Origin of the sequence: Alcaligenes sp. Lyrl_28 (assembly GCF_051948705.1) — a bacterium.
In the GTDB taxonomy this organism is placed as follows: Bacteria; Pseudomonadota; Gammaproteobacteria; order Burkholderiales; family Burkholderiaceae_B; genus Alcaligenes; species Alcaligenes ammonioxydans.
Window position 1 is genome coordinate 575,536 of sequence record NZ_JAYJLG010000003.1, and the last position, 21,312, is coordinate 596,847.

At 56.5% G+C, this 21,312-nt stretch carries 22 protein-coding genes and 1 tRNA gene; 7 read left to right on the plus strand and 16 right to left on the minus strand.

The genetic code is table 11. The features are described from left to right. Nucleotides 1-7 precede the first annotated feature (7 nt). The 5 genes from sufC to sufT are packed head-to-tail and all read left to right on the plus strand — an operon-like array spanning nt 8 to nt 4,364. The gene (sufC, locus tag VF694_RS10500; RefSeq protein WP_440164299.1) at nt 8-787 is read left to right on the plus strand and encodes a Fe-S cluster assembly ATPase SufC; all 780 of its coding nucleotides are present in this window, start codon (nt 8-10) and stop codon (nt 785-787) included. Further along, on the plus strand, nt 784-2,091 hold the full coding sequence (sufD, locus tag VF694_RS10505; RefSeq protein WP_003800341.1) for a Fe-S cluster assembly protein SufD: 1,308 nt from the start codon (nt 784-786) through the stop codon (nt 2,089-2,091). The genes sufC and sufD overlap by 4 nt, the downstream gene beginning before the upstream one ends. Further along, complete coding sequence (locus VF694_RS10510) at nt 2,088-3,335, plus strand: cysteine desulfurase (protein ID WP_003800337.1); 1,248 nt, start codon at nt 2,088-2,090, stop codon at nt 3,333-3,335. The genes sufD and VF694_RS10510 overlap by 4 nt, the downstream gene beginning before the upstream one ends. Next, the gene (gene sufU / locus VF694_RS10515; RefSeq protein WP_003800334.1) at nt 3,336-3,788 is read left to right on the plus strand and encodes a Fe-S cluster assembly sulfur transfer protein SufU; all 453 of its coding nucleotides are present in this window, start codon (nt 3,336-3,338) and stop codon (nt 3,786-3,788) included. Between the two features lie 15 nt (nt 3,789-3,803). Then, on the plus strand, nt 3,804-4,364 hold the full coding sequence (gene sufT / locus VF694_RS10520) for a putative Fe-S cluster assembly protein SufT (RefSeq protein ID WP_003800332.1): 561 nt from the start codon (nt 3,804-3,806) through the stop codon (nt 4,362-4,364). Nucleotides 4,365-4,381: 17 nt separating this feature from the next. On the opposite strand, the gene VF694_RS10525 is transcribed toward sufT, so the two are convergent. The 9 genes from VF694_RS10525 to pgaA form a co-directional block, all read right to left on the minus strand. After that, complete coding sequence (locus VF694_RS10525; protein WP_440164300.1) at nt 4,382-5,146, minus strand: response regulator transcription factor; 765 nt, start codon at nt 5,144-5,146, stop codon at nt 4,382-4,384. Between the two features lie 388 nt (nt 5,147-5,534). Beyond that, on the minus strand, nt 5,535-6,644 hold the full coding sequence (locus VF694_RS10530; RefSeq protein ID WP_440164302.1) for a curlin-associated protein: 1,110 nt from the start codon (nt 6,642-6,644) through the stop codon (nt 5,535-5,537). Nucleotides 6,645-6,733: 89 nt separating this feature from the next. Continuing rightward, the gene (locus VF694_RS10535) at nt 6,734-7,702 is read right to left on the minus strand and encodes a CsgG/HfaB family protein (protein ID WP_003800327.1); all 969 of its coding nucleotides are present in this window, start codon (nt 7,700-7,702) and stop codon (nt 6,734-6,736) included. Continuing rightward, entirely contained in the window at nt 7,699-8,133 is a 435-nt protein-coding gene (locus VF694_RS10540) for a curli assembly protein CsgF (protein ID WP_003800325.1), read from the minus strand. Before VF694_RS10540 ends, VF694_RS10535 begins: the two co-directional genes overlap by 4 nt. Nucleotides 8,134-8,148: 15 nt before the next feature. After that, nucleotides 8,149-8,634, minus strand: coding sequence for a curli production assembly/transport protein CsgE (locus VF694_RS10545; protein ID WP_440164305.1), 486 nt, complete (start codon nt 8,632-8,634; stop codon nt 8,149-8,151). A 136-nt stretch (nt 8,635-8,770) separates the two neighbouring features. Further along, nucleotides 8,771-9,304 carry a poly-beta-1,6-N-acetyl-D-glucosamine biosynthesis protein PgaD gene (gene pgaD, locus VF694_RS10550; RefSeq protein ID WP_440164306.1) on the minus strand — a complete coding sequence of 178 codons (534 nt, stop codon included), beginning with the start codon at nt 9,302-9,304 and terminating at the stop codon, nt 8,771-8,773. Further along, nucleotides 9,301-10,629, minus strand: a complete 1,329-nt coding sequence (pgaC, locus tag VF694_RS10555) for a poly-beta-1,6-N-acetyl-D-glucosamine synthase (protein ID WP_003800319.1) — start codon at nt 10,627-10,629, stop codon at nt 9,301-9,303. The genes pgaD and pgaC overlap by 4 nt, the downstream gene beginning before the upstream one ends. Beyond that, the gene (gene pgaB / locus VF694_RS10560) at nt 10,622-12,643 is read right to left on the minus strand and encodes a poly-beta-1,6-N-acetyl-D-glucosamine N-deacetylase PgaB (protein WP_003800317.1); all 2,022 of its coding nucleotides are present in this window, start codon (nt 12,641-12,643) and stop codon (nt 10,622-10,624) included. Before pgaB ends, pgaC begins: the two co-directional genes overlap by 8 nt. A 12-nt stretch (nt 12,644-12,655) precedes the next feature. Next, nucleotides 12,656-15,139: a poly-beta-1,6 N-acetyl-D-glucosamine export porin PgaA gene (gene pgaA, locus VF694_RS10565; RefSeq protein WP_003800315.1), complete on the minus strand. Its 2,484-nt coding sequence runs from the start codon at nt 15,137-15,139 to the stop codon at nt 12,656-12,658. Between the two features lie 219 nt (nt 15,140-15,358). Here pgaA and VF694_RS10570 point away from each other — a divergent pair. Next, nucleotides 15,359-15,435 (plus strand) — tRNA-Pro (locus VF694_RS10570). A gap of 76 nt (nt 15,436-15,511) precedes the next feature. Here VF694_RS10570 and VF694_RS10575 read toward each other — a convergent pair. The 7 genes from VF694_RS10575 to VF694_RS10605 all read right to left on the minus strand — a co-directional run bounded on the left by VF694_RS10575 (nt 15,512) and on the right by VF694_RS10605 (nt 20,421). After that, nucleotides 15,512-16,663 carry a tyrosine-type recombinase/integrase gene (locus tag VF694_RS10575; RefSeq protein WP_301607402.1) on the minus strand — a complete coding sequence of 384 codons (1,152 nt, stop codon included), beginning with the start codon at nt 16,661-16,663 and terminating at the stop codon, nt 15,512-15,514. A gap of 317 nt (nt 16,664-16,980) precedes the next feature. Beyond that, nucleotides 16,981-17,178, minus strand: a complete 198-nt coding sequence (locus tag VF694_RS10580) for a hypothetical protein (protein ID WP_301607404.1) — start codon at nt 17,176-17,178, stop codon at nt 16,981-16,983. Nucleotides 17,179-17,189: 11 nt separating this feature from the next. Further along, nucleotides 17,190-17,372 carry a DUF1382 family protein gene (locus VF694_RS10585; protein ID WP_440164309.1) on the minus strand — a complete coding sequence of 61 codons (183 nt, stop codon included), beginning with the start codon at nt 17,370-17,372 and terminating at the stop codon, nt 17,190-17,192. Nucleotides 17,373-17,898: 526 nt separating this feature from the next. After that, a complete protein-coding gene (locus VF694_RS10590; protein WP_301607408.1) occupies nt 17,899-18,045 on the minus strand; it encodes a hypothetical protein in 147 nt (48 codons plus the stop codon). Next, complete coding sequence (locus tag VF694_RS10595) at nt 18,042-18,494, minus strand: class I SAM-dependent methyltransferase (RefSeq protein WP_301607477.1); 453 nt, start codon at nt 18,492-18,494, stop codon at nt 18,042-18,044. Before VF694_RS10595 ends, VF694_RS10590 begins: the two co-directional genes overlap by 4 nt. Before the next feature lie 38 nt (nt 18,495-18,532). Beyond that, nucleotides 18,533-18,748, minus strand: coding sequence for a hypothetical protein (locus tag VF694_RS10600; protein ID WP_301607410.1), 216 nt, complete (start codon nt 18,746-18,748; stop codon nt 18,533-18,535). Continuing rightward, nucleotides 18,745-20,421: a DNA cytosine methyltransferase gene (locus VF694_RS10605; protein WP_440164312.1), complete on the minus strand. Its 1,677-nt coding sequence runs from the start codon at nt 20,419-20,421 to the stop codon at nt 18,745-18,747. Before VF694_RS10605 ends, VF694_RS10600 begins: the two co-directional genes overlap by 4 nt. Before the next feature lie 164 nt (nt 20,422-20,585). On the opposite strand from VF694_RS10605, the gene VF694_RS10610 reads away from it, so the two are divergent. Further along, complete coding sequence (locus VF694_RS10610; RefSeq protein WP_301607411.1) at nt 20,586-21,182, plus strand: hypothetical protein; 597 nt, start codon at nt 20,586-20,588, stop codon at nt 21,180-21,182. Nucleotides 21,183-21,312 lie beyond the last annotated feature (130 nt).

Here is a 21,312-nt window from a genome sequence, read left to right on the forward strand (position 1 = left end):
TAATGAAATGCTGACGATTAAAGATTTGCGCGCTTCGGTTGAAGATAAACCTATCCTTAAAGGCCTGAACCTGGAAATCAAACCCGGTGAAGTTCACGCCATCATGGGTCCGAACGGCTCGGGCAAGAGCACCTTGTCCCAGGTTCTGGCGGGTCGTGAAGACTACACCGTGGAAGGTGGTTCGGTTGATTGGCTGGGTCAAGACCTGCTGGAAATGAAGATTGAAGACCGCGCCCGTTCCGGTCTGTTCCTGGCATTCCAGTACCCCATCGAAATTCCCGGTGTGTCCAACGCCTATTTCCTGCGTGCTTCGGTGAACGCCGTGCGTCGTCATCAGGGTCTGCCCGAGCTGGACGTCATGGACTTCCTCAAGCGCGTGAAAGAGGAAATGAAGATTGTAGGTATGCGTGAAGAGTTTCTGTACCGCTCGGTGAACGAAGGCTTTTCCGGCGGTGAAAAGAAACGCAATGAAGTTCTGCAAATGAGTCTGCTGGAACCCAAGCTGGCCATTCTGGACGAAACCGACTCCGGTCTGGATATTGACGCTTTGCGCGTGGTTGCTGACGGCGTGAACCGTCTGCGTTCCCCCGAGCGTTCCTTGCTGGTGATCACTCACTACCAACGTCTGTTGGATTACATCGTGCCTGACTTTGTGCACGTTTTGGCCGGTGGCAAGATCATTCGTTCCGGTGGCCGTGAGTTGGCCCTGGAACTGGAAGAGCGTGGCTACGGCTGGGTGCTGGAACAAGCAGAGGCCGAACAGAAAGCCAAGGGAGCTGCGGTATGAGTCTGCCGGATTGGGTCAACAGCTTTGCCGCTCAGGCTGCACAAGCATCTGGAGCCGGTCTGCCATGGCTAAGCGCTGTGCGTCAGCGTGCGCTGGAGCGTTTCGAACAAGAAGGCTGGCCAACCACACGCATTGAAGCCTGGCATCACACCTCCTTGGCTTTGCTGGAACAACAAAGCTTTGCGCCACGCAAATCAGCATCGGCAGCGGAGCTGGTGGCGTCGGTGCGCCAACAAGAGGACGGGTACTTCCTGGTCTTTGTGGATGGTCACTACGATGCGGCGCTGTCGCACCTGGACGAATTGCCCGCTGGTGTGCGTTTGGCTTCGCTCAGCGCCTGTCTGGAGCGCGATGCAGATTGGTTGCAGCAGGCTTACGGTGATGAGTCCCAGGGCGCTTCGACCGCAGCCTTGAACCTGGCCTTGGCTCAGGATGGTGCCGCCTTGCATATCGCCGCTGGCAAGCACCTGGAGCAACCGGTCCATTTGGTTTTTGTTCGCACCCAAGGGGGCAGCGCCAGCTTCACACGTAACCTGATTTCTCTGGAGTCGGGTGCCAGTGCAACGGTGGTTGAGCACTACGTAGGTCAGGACGGCATGGATGCGTCCTTGAGCAGCGTCGTGACTCGTCTGAACGTGGCTCCAGATGCCAATCTGACGCACATGAAGTTGCAGCAGGAAGCGCTGCAAGACTTTCACCTGGCGGCCATCGATGTGCAGCAAGGTCGCGGCTCGGTATTCAATTCGCACTCGCTGTCCTTCGGTGCCCGTATTGCCCGTAATGATATTGCTACCGTTTTCAACGGCGAGCGTTGCGAAACCTTGTTTAACGGCTTGTACTTTGTGGATGGTCGTCGTCATGTCGACCACAACACACTGATTGACCATGCCCAGCCCAACTGCCAAAGTCGTGAGTTCTACCGCGGTATTCTGGCAGACACCGCCCGCGGTGTGTTCAGTGGTCGTGTGCTGGTGGGCAAGGGTGCCGATGGTACGGATTCGGTACAGCGTTCGGACAGCTTGCTCTTGTCCAAGATGGCGCGGGCAGATTCCCGCCCCGAGCTGGAAATCTACGCTGACGACGTCAAGTGTGCTCACGGGGCCACGGTGGGCCAACTGGATGCCGATAGCCTGTTCTATCTGCGCTCGCGAGGCATGAGCATGGAAGATGCCCGCAATATGCTGATTTATGCATTTGCCGCCCAGTCCTTGGAGCGCATTGCGTCTGAAAGCCTGCGTAGCCGTGCCACTGTCGGTATTAATGCGTTGTTGCCGGGCGGGCTCGCCCTTGGAGATCTTGCATGAATGCGCCTATGCCCGTAACTGCTGCTGGTTTGCTGAATCACCGCGAGGATTTTCCCATCCTAGCCCGCCCGATCCGGGGGCAACGTTTGTCCTATCTGGATAACGGTGCGACGACGCAAAAGCCGCGTTCGGTCATTGAGGCCGAGGCGCGATTCTATGAGCAGTCCAATGCGAATATCCATCGGGGTGTGCATTGGCTGTCTCAACATGCTACTGAGCTGTACGATCAGGCCAGAAGTACAGTGCGGGCATTTCTGAATGCCGCGCGTGATGAAGAGATTGTATTTACGCGTGGCACCACGGAATCCATTAATCTGGTCGCCTACAGTTGGGGCATGGATAACTTGAAAGCAGGCGACGAGATCTTGCTGACAGGTCTGGAGCATCACTCCAACATCGTGCCCTGGCAGTTGGTTGCCCAGCGTACCGGCGCCATCATCCGCGTGGTGCCCGTGCTGGACAATGGTGAACTGGATCAGGAAGCATTCCAGCAACTGCTCAATGAGAAAACCCGCCTGCTGGCCGTGGTCCATGTCTCCAATGCGCTGGGGACGATTAACCCCATTGCTGAAATGACGCGTCAGGCCCATGCGGTCGGCGCCAAGGTGCTGGTGGATGGTGCCCAGTCCGTCCCCCACGGTGTGGTGGACGTGCAAGCCCTGGATGCCGATTTTTATACATTTTCAGCTCACAAGCTTTACGGGCCAACCGGCATGGGCGCCTTGTATGTGCGCTACGACATTTTGGACAGCATGTCACCCTGGATGGGTGGCGGTGACATGATCACCACTGTCAGCTTTGAAAAAAGCAATTACGCGCCCGTGCCGCAGCGTTTTGAAGCGGGGACGCCCAATATCGCTGGTGCCATTACCATGGCTGCCGCCATCGATTATTTGATGCGTATTGGCATGCAGCGTATTGCCGACCACGAAGCACTGCTGCTGGATTACGCCACCGAAGCCTTGCTGGCCATGCCTGGCATTCGCATTATCGGGACGGCGGAACACAAGGCCGGGATTGTGTCTTTCCTGGTTGACGGTATTCATCCGCACGACCTGGGTACTATCCTGGATATGGATGGGGTAGCAGTGCGTGCCGGTCACCACTGTGCCATGCCTTTGATGACGCGGTTTGGCATCCCGGGTACGGCGCGTGCTTCTTTTGCCCTGTACAACGATTACGCTGATATTGATGCTTTGCTGGGCAGCCTGCGCAAAGCGCAAAAACTATTTGGAGTTGGCTAAATGAGCCAGGATTTCAACGGGCTGCGCGAGCTTTACCAAGAGGTCATTTTCGACCACAACCGTAGCCCGCGTAACTTTGAAGTAATAGAAAATGCCAGCCATTTCGCCAATGGCCACAACCCTTTGTGCGGGGATCAGCTGGCGGTGTATGCCGTTGTCGAAGACGGCATTGTGCAGAAAGTCAGCTTTGTGGGTCATGGCTGTGCCATTTCCAAGGCGTCGGCGTCCTTGATGACCGAAGCTGTTAAAGGTCTGACTCTGGCTGAGTTTGAGTCGCTCTTTCAAGATATGCATGCCATGCTGACAGAGGCTCATCCAGATCGGGACCTGGGCAAGCTGGAAGTGTTATCGGGTGTGCGTGAATTTCCTGCACGGGTTAAATGTGCCACGTTGGCCTGGCATACCCTGCACAACGCCATCAATCAGGCCAAAGAAACCGCGCAAACGGAATAAAGGCGCAAGCAAGCCATGAGTTACTTTGAACGACATGATGTGCTGGTCAGTCGGGACTGCCCGGCAGTGAGCATTCCTTACGGCGCTCCCGTCACCATCGAGGCGGGGTGTACGGCGACGATTACCCAGAAGCTGGGTGGTAGTTATACCGTCATGGTGGAAGGCAATCTTTACCGGATTGAGGGCGTCGATGCCGATGCCTTGGGTTTTGAGTCTCAGGACAAGCCTGAGGTCTTTGTCCCTGAACTGCCGCTGAGTGAAAAAACCATTGAAGATGCCGCCTGGATTGTACTGTCCAGTGTGTACGATCCCGAGATTCCGGTTGATATCGTCAATCTGGGACTGGTGTATGCCTGTCACGTGACTAAGACGGGGCCCGAAACCTTTTCCATTACGATGGAAATGACGTTGACAGCCCCCGGCTGCGGAATGGGGACCATGATTGCGGACGAGGCGCGCTACAAGCTGGAAACGATTCAGGGTGTCGAGAAAGCCGCGGTTGATCTTGTCTGGGACCCGCCGTGGAGTCGTGAGCGAATGAGCGAATCTGCCCGTTTGCAACTGGGTATGTTGTAATTTTGAAAAGCCTGCGATTAGCAGGCTTTTTCGATGTGGGTGTTGGGCATTCCTAGCCTGGCCCCTTTGGAGACCGCTCGATAGACAGCCTCGTTGCGGTTGTGTACGTTCATTCGCATATACAGGGTTTCGGCATGTGCCTTGGCGGTGGCCGACGAAATATTCAGCTGTCGGGCCACGCCCTTGATGGTCATGCCACGAGCCAATAGCACAAGCACCTCGTACTGGCGAGGCGTCAGACCCAGTAGCCGTGCTTCGTCAAGAGGGTCGATTTCTCGATTGGCGGGTGGCCAGCGTTCAGGTTCGTAGGATGTAATCAGCCTGTCGGGCTCTGCTTTAAAGGGCAATGGATTCGCTGGCTGGAGGACTGGTGTGGCCATTACCGTTGTTTGACGCTGGGGCGCAGGCGATGGAAAACAGGAGCCGCCGGCCAGCACGAGATTGATGGACGCCGCCATCAATTCTGGTGTGGCGGTCTTGAGTAAATGCCCCATGACGCCGGCAGGCATGTCCTGAATCGCCGGTAAGGCGTAGTGGGATTCGGCCATCAAGAGTACGGCGCTTGGCTGCAGACTGCGGTGTACATCAGCTAGCAGCTTCAGACAGGCCTCGGCGGAAGGTACCGACAATAGCAGCAACTCACAACGTCGTGTTTGCAGACCTGTCTCCATTGACTCGTAGTCCATGCTGAGCAGTTCCGCGCTGGGCAGAGTGTCTGCCAGCAGTCGTATGATACCTAACCTGAATAAGGTGTGTGGTTCCACGACGATAATTGTTGTCATTTTGTATCTCCCTCACTGCGTATATAGGCTCTATGTCATTGTGTTGAATAAGCCTTTTGTTGGGTTGCATGTGTCATTTTCTTTGGTAGTTATGTGTGTTTTCGTTTCTCTATACCCGTTGTGCGGCCTAATTATCCGGCGGCGAGTCGCACTCAGGGCTGACGAATTATTTGAAATTGTTAAAAATGTTTTGTATTTGTCAAAACTTGATGTTTTAAATGTCATTCTGTGCCGAAAAGCGCGGATTGGCTATTTGAATAGCCTTATAAATTCGGGTTACTCCTACGCTCCATAACCCTTAAATCCCTTACGTATCAATGATTTGAGGGTTGTCAGCGGCGCCTACTATATAACATATTGCCGCTGACAGGTGGCTTACATTAGCCGGTTAATGCTGGTTGACATACGCATTGTTGAAATTACCCGTCTGGGTGACCGTGCTGTTGTGGTTCAGGCCGCTTTGCACCACTTGGGTGCGATTGCCCCAACCGTTCTGCGTGACCGATGAGTCCAGGTTGAAACCGACCTGGGTAACCACGGCCTGGTTATAGCCGCCGCCCTGGCTGATGTAGGAATCGTTGCCGATCCCTGCTTGGGAGTTGTAGGCGTCATTACCCAAGCCACTTTGGATGATGTTGCTATCGTTGCTGTAGCCGGTCTGTTCAGTGACAGCTTTGTTATGCGAGCCGCTCTGGACAATACTGGCATGCAGGCGATCCGAATTGCCCCACCACGTACCAGTTTGGCTGATGGTGGCATCATTCTTGTGGCCGCCACCCTGGACGATAGAGGCGTTCGAGTTGGAGACATTCCATTGATCGATCACGCCGTTGTCGTACTTGCCGCTATCGGTGATGCTGGCCGTCGAGCCCGTGCTTTTATATTGATTGATGTATGCATCCCCTTTGTATCCCGACTGGGTAATGAAGGCGTTGACATTGCTGCTGTTGTTTTGCTCGATGACCGAGTCGTTGCGCTCGCCGCTGTCGTTGATGACAGCCAGTGCGTCACGGGTTCGGTATTGATTGACATAGGCGTCGCCCATTTGCCCCGTTTGGTTTACCCAGGCTTGGTCACCGGCGCTGCGGACTTGTTCCACAACCGCCTTGTTATCCGAGCGCAATTGCTTGATGCCGATTTGCGACCCATTGGCCTCCCATTGGCTGGCGAAAGCGTCGTTGCGATTGCGCGATTGAGTGATGGTGATCGTGGAGTTGCCGCCGCTGCGGCTTTGTTCCACCACGGCCTTGTTGTCGTTGCCGTTGATGACCTTCACGGTAGTGCGAACCGTACCGTTGTCCCACTGATTGATGTAGTCGTCGTTGCGGTCTCCCTTCACGTCGATGCTCGCGTTGGCGTTGGTGTTGTGGTTTTGAAGAACTACACCTTTATTAAAGCTGCCGGTCTGCGTCACGGTGGCGTTGTCAGCCAGCGCCAGTGTGGGCAGGGCCAGCGCGGTGCCCAGGGCAATAGCCAATGTGGACAGTTTGCCGTTCATATACTTCTCCTCAGTGCATGTCGAAGACCGTTGTCAGGAAAGAGAGCGGTGGCCGGTCTTCTCGGAACCACCGCGCTGTCTGCTCGTGTTCAACTGCCGGAGACGGGGGCGGTCTGCACCTCATCACTTGTGGCAGTATTGGCTTGCGCGGCTTGAGGATCGACCACAGAGGCCTGGGTGCGCAGGTTGCGGTAAGTTTCGTTTTGCTTCATGTAGTTCTGCACGATGGGGTTGTTACGGTCAGCCTCGTTTTGCAGGCGCCATTGACCTTCCCTCATGCCTTGCACGATCAGATGCACAACCGCCGATTCAATTGCCTCTTTGACCGATAGCTGAGCCGGTTCGTTGTTGGTCACCCCGGCCTCGATTTCCAGCAGGTCTTTGAAGTTCACGAACTTGTAGACGCTAGGGCGGATTTCGTAGGAAAAGATGGTCTTGGTGGTGGACACGCTTTGCAAAATGTTGCCGGTGCGTACATCAATGGCGCGTAGGTTGACTGTGACTTGGTCGACCCGATACTGGGTAGACAGGCCTACGCCTAGAAAGCGTGCGCCCGCGCCGCCGGTGCGCACATTGCTTTCATAGGAGATGATGCCTCCGTCCATCATGATTTCGGCCGGGGCCAGCGGGGGGATATTAATGGCGGTGCGTTGGCCGTTTTCTTGCGATCCGTCCAGGGCGCGCACGATGCGCCGCTCGGTCAGCAGTTCCTGTAAGCTTTCGCGCTCGACCGGAGTGAACCAACGCGAATCACGCAAGGCTTTGACCAGTAGGGCAGCGGCTCCCTGGGTGACTGAGGTGGAAAAGGAGCTGTCCGGATTGGGCTTGTATTGGCCAGTCTGGTCACGAAACCCATAGACGGCCACGGTCAGGCGCTGCGCGGGCGCTGGCAGCTCCAGCAGATCGTGCGTGGCTGGCGAGGCGGGCGTCAGGTAGGCGGAACTTTTGACGTCGGCCGGGGTGGAAGGCATGGCACAGGCCGCCAGGGCCGAAGCCATGGCCAGCACGCCTAGCAGGCGCGCTGGGCGGGCGTTCAGGATGGTCAACGGGCTCATCATGGCTGCATCACCCGGAAAGTAGTGGAAGCGCCGGTGATCCGGTCCGTGGTGGTGATCGTCAGTGCTCCGCCGCCGACATCAACGACGCTGACCGTAAAGCTGCCGGTCTCGAAGGTGCCCGGTACAAATTTTCCATTGCTGTCCACAAACTGGGAGGATGCGGCCGAGGCCAGACGGCTGAGTACCGAGCGCTCCAACTGATCGTTGAAGTCCTGGAAGGGGGTGCGCTGCTCAAAGGTCGAACTCAGGTCTTCGGCTGCTGGGTCCGTGTGCTTGTTGGTGACCTGGGCCGAGTTCAGTAGCCACTGCCCATTGAGCGGGCTGCCGCCGAAATTCGGATTGACAGGGGTATAGATCAGTTCGGTCGCATGGACGGGGGCAAATAGCGAACCGGCCAGCAGAGCGGAGGCAAGGGGCAGGAAAGTCTTCACGTTATGTCTCTCTTATTAAAGTTCGTCCGGTGCAAGGTCCGGGTTGTTGGTCAGTACGCGTTCGATTTCGCTTTTATTGACGTTTTCCAAAACCAGATCTACGGCTCGCTCACTGGTCTTTTTTGTGCCGGAGCGCGCGGGTGCGAGAAAAGCGTGATACATGCGCTGGCGGCGGTATTCGACCCAGATTTCGCTACCCCAGCGGGCCGACGGTCGTTCCACCACCGTCAAGGTGAAAGGACTGGCACCGCTGAGCTCGCGCCAGCGATTGCTGAAGTAGCGGTAAAAGTCGTGCCCTTGCACCGTTACGGTGCGGTTGATGACGATGCCCGAGAGCGGATCGTCAAACAGGTTCTTGCGTACCACTTCAGCCTGCTGGATGGCTTCCATGAAGTTGGCCGGTTTGGGCTTGCCGGTGCCTTTGCCAGGTTGTGCTTCGCTGCTGCTCATAACACACAGCATTGCCAGCAGCACGGCCCCTTGTTGGTATGGTTTTGTCATTGCAGCACCTCTTGTTCCTTCGCCTTACGGCTTGATACATCGGCGTTACTGACTATGGTAGAGATGGTCACCTGCATTTACATGAGCCGCATTCCCTAGGCTGTTTACCCTTGCGCAGGGCTGTCTGGCATCGGTACTACTGATTCGGCGTAGGCTGTTTGGAGTAAGCGCGAGGATGAAAGATCAGCGGTGCCAGCGGTTTTTCGTCGCGGGTACCGGTGGTCTGCTGCATGGGCAGCGGATGGGCTGCCTCCACATGCTGTACCGCGCCGTCCTGGGCGTTGTAGAGGACGACGATGCGGCTGTGGCGCACGGTATCGATCTGCTCGGGGTCAAAGTGCGGCAAGGGAGGCTGCTTGGCGCGATGCGAGCGGCTGCGGTGACGGTACAGGGCCTGACGAAGGCGGCGCTGCTGGCGCTGATGCCGCCGCCAGCGTGACCAGGCCAGCAGCAGCAAACCGTTGGTCAGTAAAACCGCCCCGTAGAATAGAAAGGTGGCCAGGGTCGGGAAGATCGGGTCCAGCTGTTTGTAGCCGGCTTTGTCCATGGAGTGATTGATCAATAGGAGCAAGCCTTTGGCGATCAGGTAACTGAAGGCGAACCAGCCGGCGATGGTCAGCAGACGGTCTATCCAGCGAGTGATGGGATGGCGTTGGGTCGTAATGATCATGACAGCTCCTTGATGCCCCGGTCAGGGCTGCTCCAGCGGGCGCGTTTGCGACGCAGGCGTAGCATGACCATGGGAAAACTCCACAGTGTGGTTAAGAAATTGATCAGCCAGTACACAAATGGGTACCAGATGATCCAGAACATGGTCAGGGGCAGATCGGGCTCGTAACGGCGGTCGATCCAGATGCTGATGGCAAATTGCAGCAGGCACATGCCGGCCAGTACCATACCCGTGAACGAGGGCGGGAAAAGGCCGTCGATCTGGGTTGCAGCGGGCAAGGGGAGCATGAGCCCAAGCAACCAGACCAGCATCGCCACGCCCAGGGCGAAACTCCATAAAGTCGAGCACAGGTATTCCAGACTGAGCGGCCACATGCCGCGATTTTCCCAGCGCAGCACCTGCGGGGTGTATTTCAGGAAAGTTTCCGCACCGCCCTGAGCCCAGCGCAAACGTTGCTTGAACAGGCCCTTCAGTGTTTCGGGCATCAGTACCCAGCACAGTGCGCGTGGCTCATAGAACACCTGCCAGCCGGCCAACTGCAACTTCCAGGTCACATCGATGTCTTCGGTGATCATGTCCAGACTCCAGTAGTCCACTTCCTCCAGGGCCTGGCGACGAAAGCCTGCGATCACCCCAGAAATCGTGAAGATCTTTCCGTAGACGCGCTGCGTGCGTTTGATCAGCCCGATGATCGAGGAGAATTCGCCTACCTGGATGCGGCCAATCAGGGTAGAGCGCGTGCGGATGCGCGGATTGCCGGTAGTGGCACCGACCTGCGGGTGGCGCAGCATGGGGGCGACCAGGTAATTGACGCCTTCCGGGTCCAGGTAAGCATCCCCATCTATACATACGAAGTAATCGCCGCTAGCGCTCATGGCGCCCATGCGCAGGGCCAGGGCCTTGCCTTGGTTCTGGGCCAGGTGAACAACGCGTAGCTTGTCGTGCTCCTCGCTCAGTGCGTTGAGCACTTGGGCGGTCTGGTCGCTAGAGCCGTCGTTGATGGCGATGACTTCGATGTTGGGATAGACCTGGTTCAGCGCGGACAGAATGGTATGGCGGGCGTTGGCCTGTTCGTTAAAGCAGGGGATCAGGATGCTAACCAGCGGCATACCTTCCAGTGCGGGTGGGGCGTGTGGTTTATAGGTCCAGCGGCGTTCGTGCTGGAACCAGAAGATCAAGCCACCGCCTATCCATATGCCCGACATGAACAGCGGGTACATGAAGATGAAGTAGAGCAGCAGGTGGCTCGTCAGGGCGACGGTGATTCCCAGAGGGATCCCGACGATCAGGCACAGGGCCAATAGGGCGATCAGTCGTTCAATCATTTTTTGTTGGATACCAGTCAATCGTGATTTCCGGACGAATCACGTTCATCTTGGGCTGATTGTTGACAAAGTCGTCTGGGTAATAGCCGACATGTCGCGCCCCTCTTGCTGTCAGTGCATTGAGCCAGCCGGCCACCAGGCGGGAGTCCAGAGGACGGGGTGGCTGATCTTGGCCGGGCCAATCTACGGATTGCACTTCAAACACGGTGCGGCGCAAGCCCTCTGGGTGGCTGGCTACCTGATCGACCAGCTCGTTTAGCCAGGACACGGCATGCTGATCGTGGATGCCTTCCATGCGGGGCATGGCCATCACGGCAGTCCAGTCGTAGGCTTGCAGAAAATCGTTCAGGTTCTGTGCGAACCACTGTTCGCTGTGAGGTTGCAGAACCGGCAGGGCGTACATATTGCGGGCCGTACTGATCTGTGGGCCGCGCTGTTTGCGCACCCGATCAGCCAGTTCCTGGGTCAGGTCGATCAGGGTTTGGGATTTAAAGCGCGTCCAGCGCTCAAACTGCTCGGGATTGGCGCGTATCACTCCTATGTCCCTGCCAAAACCAGCTTTTTCGTAGGCGTCCAGGGCGACGGGTGAGGCATCTTCAAAGTCGGTCAGTGTGGCATCGTCATGGAATACGACGCCAAAGAAGATAGCGCTGCGTCCCAGGTCTTCATACAGATCGCCCATGATCTGGTGAGTGCGCGGGTCAAAGGGGGACAGGCGGCGGTAGCCTTGTGCTGGCAGGGAAGGCGGGCTGCCGTCGGCACGCCATTGCAGTACGTGTTGCGCCGGCTCGGCCGTCTCGATGGCCAGCACGGGCATCCATGCAAAGACATTGACATGGGCGCGCGAACTTAATTGCCAGGCCGCACGGTTGAACAGGTCGGCGCGCATGGGCAGGTGGCGGTTGGGGAAGTAAACCGCGCGCACCAGGCCATCGCCTGTGGGGTCGGCGAAGGCTTGCAGATAGACACTGCGTGGTTTCAGGTCTGCTATACGTTGCACCAGGGCGCTCAAGTTGCGTTCCATCTGCGCCGGATCGGGGTCATACACATAATCCAGATCCACATGGACGACGCGTTCGGCCTGACGGTCTTCACGGGCAGTGATAAAGCCTGCAAAGGTGCTGATGTCCGGGTCGTTATCCACTAGATAGCGCGGCATATTCATCAGGTCGTGGACGTTGGCCACGCCGTCGGTCAGCGTCAGGGCCATCTGATAGCCTTCTTGCTCCAGAATTTGCAGGCCCAGACCACTGATCCGGCCGTAGGGCCAGACCCAGACGCGCGGCGTCTTGCCAGCGTGCTGTTTGACCCGGGCGCTGATAGCCCGCACGTCCTCGCGAAAGCGGGCGGTGTACTCGGCATCGGTCTCGTAGCGTTTCTGATCGGTCAGATAGCGATGCGCGGCAGCCACCGGCTGAACATTGCCTTGTGGGTTGGCGATGGCACCGTAATGCATGTTTTGGGTGTGCGCGCCGATTTCCACTAAACCGGAGTTGGCCATTTCGTTGACCTGCGCCCAGTGCAAAAAGCGCGAGCGTTCGGTGGAAAGTCCGCCGAAGTCCACTTTTTCGTTGTCGGGGGTGTCCAGCCATTTGCCGACCGGGGCCAGCAGCGCAGGCCAGTGATAGGCTTTGAGCAGCGGGAACACGCGGGTATAGAAGCTTTGGTAACCGTCGTCAAACGACAGCAGCACCGCCTTTTCAGGAAGAGGCTCCACACCGAGGCGAGCGCGCATAATTTGCTCCACGCTGACCGGCACATAGTCGTTCTCCTGTAACCAGGAAAACTGCTGTCGAAGGTGCTCGGTGCTCACGCTTAGATAAGCCTGATTGGGGTCGCGGTCTTCGACATCGTGATAGGCGATGATGAGCAGTTCATCGTTGCGCCAGGGCTGTTCCTGTTGTTCAAGGCGACGCTGCTCGGGCGGCACATACAGGGCAGGCGGGCTAGTGCTGCAGGCGGATAAAAGGGCGCTGAAGGCTACTATCAGAAGGGGCAGGATTCGTGTGCTCATTGTCGTGGCCGCTTAGAATTTGATCTTGAGTTCAACCATGCCGCTGTACTGCTGTTCCCGCTGGCCGTCATAGGGGCGGGACAGGGCCTGCAGGCGCAGGCCGACTTCCAGATCGCGGTCGTGCTGGTAGTTCAGTTCGTAGGCGACGGAACCTACGGCGCCACTGCCATAGCCGCTTTGGTGATGTAGGCCCACACCCAGTGTCAGGGCTTGGGTCAGGCGCTCGTCGTAGTGTTGGTAAATCAGGTGCTCCAGACGTAGGGCAGGCACAGCCATATATTCGCGTCGTGGGCTGTAGTAGGGTCTGTCTTCGTCTTTGTTGGCGGAAGCCCATAGTTCCAGCTGGGCGTCGGCCTTGAGGCGCGGGCGGGTGTAGATGCGTTGGTTACCGGTGATCTGCAGGCTCTGACGTACGTTGTCGTCAGAGAATTTAGTCCCGGTGTAGGCGGCTTGCACCCACTGTTCGGGGCCGTTTTGCCAGCGCAGCCGTACTTGTCCCTGGTTGGCCGTGATGCCTGCGTCCAGAGCGCGATTCGGAATATCCAGGGTACGGTAATCCAGGGTGCCGCCGATGCTCCAGTGATCATTCAGCTCGTGATCGACCTGCAGGCTGGCCCCCATTTTGTTGCCCTGGCCCGCGTTCTGGTTGTTGATCATTAATTGCGACTGCCAGTCGCGGCCGCGGTACTCCAGACCGGCTCCCTGCCAGAACACGTTGTGGCCAAGCTCGTCGTTGGTATCCAGATGCCCGGCCAGGGCGGTGACGCGCCAGTTGTAGTCGATGGGGGCGCTGTACCATTGCGCCTCAGTGCGTATGCCGTCATTGCCCGAGACATCGCCCCCGTTGCTCTTTTCAAAACCGCTGCGCAAAATCAGTTCGTTCTTGCGGTAGGTTTGCCAGTCTTTGTCCAGTTCGGTGACCCGCATATTGGTGGGGTAGTGCGCTTTTGCATACGCTAATAGTTCTTCGGCCTGGCGGTATTCGTGCAGGTCCATGGCGGTCTGGGCCTGGCTGATGATGACGTCTTCTTGACGCGGAGCGTAGGTTTCGGCGATCTTCAGATTGCGTTCCGCCGCCCTTGGCATGCTCGATATGCGCTGAACGTCGGCTAGCGGCACGCGCAGGTTGACGTTACTCGGTGCCTTCGCACTGGCCTGGGCCAGATTTTCGCGTGCGTCCTTGAGCAAACCCGTATAGGTATAGAGCGAGTTTTTTAAAATCAAGGTGTCGGTATAGCCCGGATTGGGCTGGGCGATGGGATTGCCGCGTAACCAGCGAGTGGCGGGCATGTCTTTCTCCATGCGCTCGGCCAGTGCCAGTGCCTGGTCTTCGCGGCCAGATTCCAGCAAGGAAAAGGCTAATCCGGTTTGATAGCGTGTGCGTGTTTTTTCGTCCAGCGAGGGTTCGGCCAACGCCCGCTCGTAGCTGGACACAGCTTGTTCGGGGTGGCGGGCGCGCAGTTGCAGTGCTCCTAGCGAGGCGTAAGCATAGCTCGGATATTGGGCCGCCCGTTCGGGGGCAATGTCCACTGTCGAGGGGGCGTCTTCGCGTGCGTCCACAGCAATCAGGCGGTCGCCACGAATGCGGCGTGCGAAAGCGGGATTGCCCAGAAAGCTACCGCTGTCAGCCAGCCTGTCTTGCAACGCGATGGCTCGGTTGGCAATCACAAAGCGTTCGGTCAGTGTGCGTGTGGGCTGGGGCGATAGCCGGGTCAATTCGGCAGCATAGTCGGCCTGACGGTCAGCCATGTCTGCGTTCGAGAAGATGCCGGGATGCTGTGTTTGCCATTCCATCGCCTGACGATGTAGGCCGGCGGCATGCAGGGACTGGTCATAATCCCGGATGACATCGATTTTGTCGGGCTGGACAGCCAGGGTATCCTGGCTGACGCGCAGGGCGTCGTAGTTCTGGCCGGCAGCGCGGTAGATGTAGCTGCGGGTCAGCAGGTAATTGGTATTTTCACGTGTGGCCGGCCTCAGTTGCTGGGTGCAGCTCAAGGCCTGGGCAGTCAGGCCGGCATCGGCCAGGCTCATACACAGGCCCATGGTGAAGGCCGTTTGCTGTGGAAAGCGCCGCACTCCTTCCCGATACAGGGTTTGGGCGGGAGCCCATTGGCGCGTATCTTTGTGGGCGCGCGCGACCAACAGCAGAACATCGGCCGGCAAAAGCTGCTTGGTCGGCCAGTTTTCGTACAGACGGATGACCTCTTGCGGCTGACCTGCCCAGGCATGAATGCGCATCAGATCAAGCTGGGCACGCATCTCTTGTGGATGTTGTTGCTGGTACTGCTGCAAGCCGACGATGGCAGATTGATATTGGCCTTGGCGTGCCTGTTTGATCCAGTCCTCATAGGAGGCGGCATGCAGGCTATTGTTACACGCGGTCAGGACGAGCAGGGTTAAGGAATCCAGCCCACACCGGCGCAAAAACGAAGTTTTGGCTGGAAAGAGGCCGACGTTTTGCAGAGCACGTCTTTTTAGTGAACGCCTGGACACTTCTCTTCCCCTTGTTATTTGTATATACTTCGGCCCACTGTTCGTTATTGAGCGGTCAGAAGGGTCTTGAGGGGTATCCTAGGAGTCTGGGTCTCTGGCAGTAATTGGCCTTTTGATGTAAACCATCTGGTTTTTTGTAGTAAGCCACTCGGCCTAAGCAAAACCTTTTTCAAAAAAAGCTTGCACAACAGAAAAAACAGGGTTATAGTTTAATTCTTTCGGGGCGTAGCGCAGCCTGGTAGCGCACTTGCATGGGGTGCAAGGGGTCGAAGGTTCAAATCCTTCCGTTCCGACCATATTTATCAAGGGCTTACAGCATTATTGTTGTAAGCCCTTGTTCGTTATTGTGGGGATTTTGTGGGGATTCGTTTTTCACCCATTCCCCCGTCTGCGCAGTAGCGTGATTACCGGTGCTTCTTCGGCACTGTGGGCAAGTTTCTCAACTTCGGTCAGTAGCTTGGACAAATCAGCGGCTGAATAATGGGTGGTGATTGAACCATTCGTATGACCCAGCAGAACCTGCCTGTCTTCCAAATGTGTTCCCGCAGCACGCAACCGTCTGCCGAATGTGTGCTTCAGATCATGCACTCGTACAGTGCTGAAACTGGCATTCGCAGGGCGTTTATATAAATCCTCCCATTTTTGAGCTGCACGCCGCCTGGCTGCGCGCCATCCCGAGGCGTTCATGCGAGCCATAGGACCTCCCTTGTACGGAAAAACCCATACGGGGTCTTGTCCACGCTGGCTCGAAATAATGGAACGGGCGACGCTATTCAAAACAACCAGCCTGTCCTCGCCGTTCTTGACGCCCGATGTTTCAAATCGACCACCAAAATCAGCCGGTATAAGGAATACGCTTATGCCAAGCTCCGGTACAGGTATTTCCCAGTCCCACTGCAGCTTGCAGACCTCTTGCTCCCGGCATCCGGTATTAACTTTGAAGAGCGCCATCGCTTTAAGATGTGGCGCCAGCTCCGAGAACAGCAGATCCTGCTCTTTCCAGTCGAGTGGGTAGGGCGTGCGCGCTGTTTTCTTCTCGTCCAGCATTTCAATTAGCGGTACGCTGTCCAGCCAAGGGCGGTTTTGTTCGTCTCGCCATTTTCTGGCGCATAGATTCAAGACACGGACAGCGCGCTGGAGAGCGATGTTGATCGTCCGGTTGCTGGCGGTTTCACGGCGGTCCTTAATGTATGCCTCAAAGCTTGAGTGCTTGATTTCATTGATGGGCATGTCACCAATGTACTTGTCGAGTTGCCCAAGGTAGGTAGCCGTGTGCCAGGCAGACGGCTGATCAGCGTACTCATTCAAGTACCGTGTGGCAGCCTGCCTAAAGGTGGGATAGCTCCGGGCCCCGTACACCACCTGCTTGCGAATTTCCTCAAGTTTATAGATTAGGAACGTCTGCGCTTCTGCGTGGTCGCCCGTGCCCGTGCTGCAGCGAAGGCGTCCAAATCCCGCGATCTGCTTGTCAACGTGCCATACGCCACCACGCTTGAAGAGCCCTGGGATACTTTTCTTTGCCATGTCTTTTGCGTTTCTTCCATTGGTTTTGTGCTGTTTTTGCCTTTGGATTGCTTGTATTGGTCTGCCCAACGATCAAGCTCAAGGCGGTCGAATGCTATACCACGAGCGCCGATAGGTATTTCAGTGATGAAAGGGCGCACGTCGCGGTCGAATACGGCACGGCACATGCCAAGATATGCGTGTGCTTTGCTAGCGCGCAGAAAACGGGCTGTCTGCATCTTTTGGCCTCCTTCGGATTGGGTGTTAAAAACCCGGCGCAAGGCCGGGTGGGTTCCATTCTTTAACAGTCACGGCGTGCATGGCCGTGATTGTTTCGGTCACTTGGCTGGCTCCTTTGCGATCAGCTTCACGCGCACTTTGCGGTGCTTAGACTTGGGATTTCGCGAGAACCATAGAGCCAGCAAGTAGACGACGGCTACCCCCATCGTGAACCCAAGCCCAGGCAAAAATCCGTCAAGGAACTTGTTGAGCATCACCAGCCACTGAAGCTCGTAGTCGAATGCGGTGGATATCATTGTTTTGCCTCCTACTCATCAGCAGGCGCTGAGTCACTCAACAACCCGGCCAGCCTGCTGACCTGTTGGGCCAGTAGAGCCACTCTGTCCTGCTCATTTAAAATGGGCATCACCACAAAATCGACGCCTGCCTTTGCCAGGTCCTGCGCTGTAATCAACGACTTCCGAAGATCAGCGGGGGCTGCTCTTTTCATGCCTGCTCCCTACGGGCTGCGTCGATAGCGGCGTCCCATTCTGCAGCGGTCGGGCGCCTGCTCACTCCTACGCTTGTTGGTAGGTTGTCAGCCACCAAGCGGATAAAGTCGTCCTCAGCGGTTTTCCCCGTGATCAGCGCGTCGCGTCATGCTCGGTACCGCTCCGCATCTACCGTGTCGGCGTCCTGCTGCGCCCGCAAGGTGTCAATCTCCTTACGCAGCGCTGCAATCTCTGCATCTCTCGCTGGGATACCTGCCATCACATCATCGAGCGTTTGCTGTGTGAGTGCTTGGCCAGGTTGCCCAGCAAGCGCGGTTGCTCGGCTGTGGGCCTGTTCAGGAGTATTTCCGTAAACTCTCGCCAGAACTTCCTCTCCATCCTCACCAATCCTTAGCTGTACCCACCACCCGCTAAGGCCTGGGTACTCGTCCTGATTCATTGTTGGTAGTCTGCCGACGCGAATCTTGCCAAGCTCGTGCGCTATTGGCCCCGTCCGTCCCGGGGCATTCGCTTTTTTATCTGTACTCATCGACGTTTCTCCTTCAATTGCGGGTAGTTCGGGTTGGGGGCGGCTTTCGAGGTCACCGGGATGAATGCGCGTGTGCCGTAGACCTGTGCAGCTCGTTGCAGGTTGAACGCCTCTTGCGGGGTAGAGCGGGCTTGGGTGTTCATGACTGTCCTTTCATGAAAGTGATCCAGTGAGTCTTGTTTAGTCGGCCTGAGCGGTAGCCGTACAGTGGCTGCTGGTCGGTGCAGGCCAGGATCTCGCTGACGGGGATCTGAACCTCGTTCCATTTGAAGTTCAGGGTTCCATGGAGGCGAAGCACCCGGAAGCATTCAGCAAACCCTTTGGCCAGATCGTTGCGCCAGTCGTCGCCCAGCTTCCCGTACTTGGCCGCCATCCAGCTTCGGCGGCCCGCACGCACGAGGTGAGGCGGGTCAAACACGACGTGATAAAAGGATTCGTCGGGGAAGGGCATGTTTCGGAAATCAAACCGGATATCGGGATGGATGTGGATGGCTCGGGTCCCGTCATCACGGTGTGAGCGGTCTGTAACGATGATTGATTCGTGACGTTGGTCACCAAAAAGGCAGCGCTGGTCTTGTTGGTTGAACCACATCATGCGACCACCACAGCAGGGGTCTAAAACAGTAGCCGTCATTCTCTGGCTTCCCATCCGTTCTCACCCCAGACCACACAGCTGTACTCAAGCTCATGGCACAGGGATGCATACCCGTTATTGAAATGACCGTGCGTGCGTGTCTTGTGCAGGAGCACGCGCACTTCCGGGTCATGGCGAAGGGTAAAAAATTGCCCCGGTTCGATGTGTCGAAGGCGGGGCAGGGGTTTGTTGCTGTAGGCGCTTTGTGTCATGCGACTTTCTCCCGAGGGGAGATCTGCTGATCGGAGTAGTTGACTTGGACCAGAGCATGGGCAAGGGGTGGGCAGACGCTGTTACCGCACATGCGGACTTGCGCCGTCTTGGTAAGTGGGCTGCCGTCAGGCTTCTGATCGATGATGTACGAGTCAGGAAAGCCCTGGGCGCGGTAGAGCTCGCGTGGTGTCAGCATGCGTAGGCCAATATCTACGATCTGGTAGTCAATGCCGTGGACTGTTACCAGCCCGAAGCGGTCACGGGTCGGGATTGTGTGCAGAGGCTCGCGCAAGCTCACCTCGTCCTGCTCATTCCCGTAGTACTTCACCAGGAAAGCGCGAACCTCACCCACATGGCCACCGCCAGCGGTCAATGTCGGCATGGGTTCATTATGGCTCTGGCCGAATTGGTTATTACGCAGCTTCACCAGGTGGCTTGTCACCAGACCTGCAGGGCAGCCGGACGCCGTCACGGTATTCAGTGGTTGCTCAACATCGCGGATGCCGTGGCTGAACCGTTTGCCACCTGCTTTGCCTTCGCCATGCCCCATATGGATAAGGTTGGCCGTAATCAGGCTGTGGTGATCCACACTTGTGACGGTCCCGAGAGGGTCTTGCAGGTCGCTGCCCACCACTCCGGTGTAATGCTTGGCCAAGAATGCGGCCACAACGGCATGCTTCTGCGAGGCGACGATAGTGCCCAACGGCTTTTCCAGGCCTGGAACACGCGGCGCTTGCCCTGGTCGTTCCCCGTATCCGGTTTGGATCAGGGTGGGTACAACCAGCGCATGATGACCACCCGTTGTTACCGTTCGCAGCGGTTCATCAATACCGGCCCCGGGATGACCGGTTGTATTGGTGACGATAAACGGGTTGGCAGACTCCACCACATACCGCATCACACCCTTTGCAATGCGTCGGCATGTTGCATCTGCCAGTGGGCGCTTAATCCCCAGAGCTCGACCTTCCTCTTTCGTGAGAAAAATACTTGGGCATGGGATGGACCAGTCGATGATGCCCGATGCAGGGCGCCAGGCCTGCTGGCCCTTGGCTGGTTTGGCAAAGTGCGTCTGCTGCGGCCACACAATAGGCAGGCCATCACACCGAGCCACCATAAAGAAACGTTTCCGGATGGTGGGGGCGCCATAGTCGCAGGCCCTCAGCTCCTTGTATTCCAAGCGGTAGCCGAGCACGCGAAGCTGCTCTTTCCAGAGCTGGAATGTTTGGCCCTTCCGTTCAGGGCAGGGCATACCGTCATCAGTCAGCGGCCCCCAAGTCTGAAACTCTTCCACATTCTCAAGGATGATCACGCGGGGGCGCACGGCCTTCGCCCATTTGACGACGACCCAGGCCAGTCCCCGGATTCGCTTTGATACCGGCTTGCCGCCTTTGGCTTTGCTGAAATGCTTGCAGTCAGGGCTGGCCCACAGCAGGCCAACAGGCCGCCCGCGAGTGGCAACGAGTGGATTGATCTCAAACACATCACTGATATAGTGCTCAGTCTGAGGGTGGTTGATGGTGTGCAGGGCAATGGCTTCTGGGTCATGGTTGACGGCGATATCAACGTGTCGTCCCAGGGCTTGCTCCAGTCCGGTGGATGCGCCACCACCGCCCGCGAAAAGATCGACCGTGATCTCCGAGGCGATGGGCAACAAAAACTGCTTGGTGGTCATGGGTTGATCCTAGAAAAGAAAAACCCCGTTGAGTGAATCAAACGGGGTTATGGGGTGTTGCTGTATTCGTGATGCTTCATAGAGGAGGCATCCTATGTTTTAGCCATAGAGGTTCGGCTATGATCCTTGCGTATATAGGCAATAGAAATTGTGTGGAGGTCATAGTGAAAGGCGAAAAGTCTTTTCGTTTTTGTTCGGAAGGTAATTTAATTCTTGCGTTGATAGTTGGAGTCGGGGTGGGTGTGGGGTTGGGTTGGTTTACCTTCCCCTACCTCTTTCCTCTATTCCAGAACTCCGGACTGGCCGCATGGGTGCAAGCGCTTGGTTCTATCGGCGCAATTGTCGCAGCGATATTCATTATGAAGCATCAGTCCAAGGTGCAGATGGAAGAGCGGAGGCAAGAAAAAAAGATTTTTTTGGAGACTGTCTCCGGTCTTATGGAGGGCATACAGACTAGACTGATTGCGGCTAAGTATAAGAAACTAGTGGCCTCAGATGATGAAACTTGGAACGCCTTTGAAATTGATCTATCTTGCCTAGAGGTTACAAACATGGAGATGTTTGAGTCGAAGGCTTTATTAGACGCCTTTATAAAGTCAAGGGCGAGCCTGAATTTAATAGTCAAATTTAAATTTCTTCATAAAGACGCTGTTCAATTTCCTGTGATTATGAGGAATTTGGTTAAAAAGACGGATGAGGCTGTGCTTGAGTTTTTGCAGGAAAGTGAAGTTGTAAAAAACTCAATAGAGCATCGCCGATAGTGACCGTAGATACGAAGGCTTCTAAACCGCGTGGATCTGCTCCTTGCAAGATGGTTTAAGCTGACTACAGTCAATGATTTGGATAGGGGGGGAGCATGGACTTATTAGAAGCCGCTAAAAATCAAGTCCT

Coding starts and splice junctions, on each gene's coding strand:
- sufC (WP_440164299.1), top strand. CDS start 8: ATGCTGACGATTAAAGATTTGCGCGCTTCGGTTGAAGATAAACCTATC.
- VF694_RS10525 (WP_440164300.1), bottom strand. CDS start 5,146: ATGACAACAATTATCGTCGTGGAACCACACACCTTATTCAGGTTAGGT.
- pgaC (WP_003800319.1), bottom strand. CDS start 10,629: ATGATTGAACGACTGATCGCCCTATTGGCCCTGTGCCTGATCGTCGGG.
- VF694_RS10535 (WP_003800327.1), bottom strand. CDS start 7,702: ATGATGAGCCCGTTGACCATCCTGAACGCCCGCCCAGCGCGCCTGCTA.
- sufU (WP_003800334.1), top strand. CDS start 3,336: ATGAGCCAGGATTTCAACGGGCTGCGCGAGCTTTACCAAGAGGTCATT.
- VF694_RS10590 (WP_301607408.1), bottom strand. CDS start 18,045: ATGAACACCCAAGCCCGCTCTACCCCGCAAGAGGCGTTCAACCTGCAA.
- VF694_RS10545 (WP_440164305.1), bottom strand. CDS start 8,634: ATGACAAAACCATACCAACAAGGGGCCGTGCTGCTGGCAATGCTGTGT.
- VF694_RS10605 (WP_440164312.1), bottom strand. CDS start 20,421: ATGACCACCAAGCAGTTTTTGTTGCCCATCGCCTCGGAGATCACGGTC.
- pgaD (WP_440164306.1), bottom strand. CDS start 9,304: ATGATCATTACGACCCAACGCCATCCCATCACTCGCTGGATAGACCGT.
- VF694_RS10510 (WP_003800337.1), top strand. CDS start 2,088: ATGAATGCGCCTATGCCCGTAACTGCTGCTGGTTTGCTGAATCACCGC.
- VF694_RS10595 (WP_301607477.1), bottom strand. CDS start 18,494: ATGTGGTTCAACCAACAAGACCAGCGCTGCCTTTTTGGTGACCAACGT.
- VF694_RS10575 (WP_301607402.1), bottom strand. CDS start 16,663: ATGGCAAAGAAAAGTATCCCAGGGCTCTTCAAGCGTGGTGGCGTATGG.
- VF694_RS10530 (WP_440164302.1), bottom strand. CDS start 6,644: ATGAACGGCAAACTGTCCACATTGGCTATTGCCCTGGGCACCGCGCTG.
- sufT (WP_003800332.1), top strand. CDS start 3,804: ATGAGTTACTTTGAACGACATGATGTGCTGGTCAGTCGGGACTGCCCG.
- VF694_RS10585 (WP_440164309.1), bottom strand. CDS start 17,372: ATGAAAAGAGCAGCCCCCGCTGATCTTCGGAAGTCGTTGATTACAGCG.
- VF694_RS10580 (WP_301607404.1), bottom strand. CDS start 17,178: ATGATATCCACCGCATTCGACTACGAGCTTCAGTGGCTGGTGATGCTC.
- sufD (WP_003800341.1), top strand. CDS start 784: ATGAGTCTGCCGGATTGGGTCAACAGCTTTGCCGCTCAGGCTGCACAA.
- VF694_RS10600 (WP_301607410.1), bottom strand. CDS start 18,748: ATGACACAAAGCGCCTACAGCAACAAACCCCTGCCCCGCCTTCGACAC.
- pgaB (WP_003800317.1), bottom strand. CDS start 12,643: ATGAGCACACGAATCCTGCCCCTTCTGATAGTAGCCTTCAGCGCCCTT.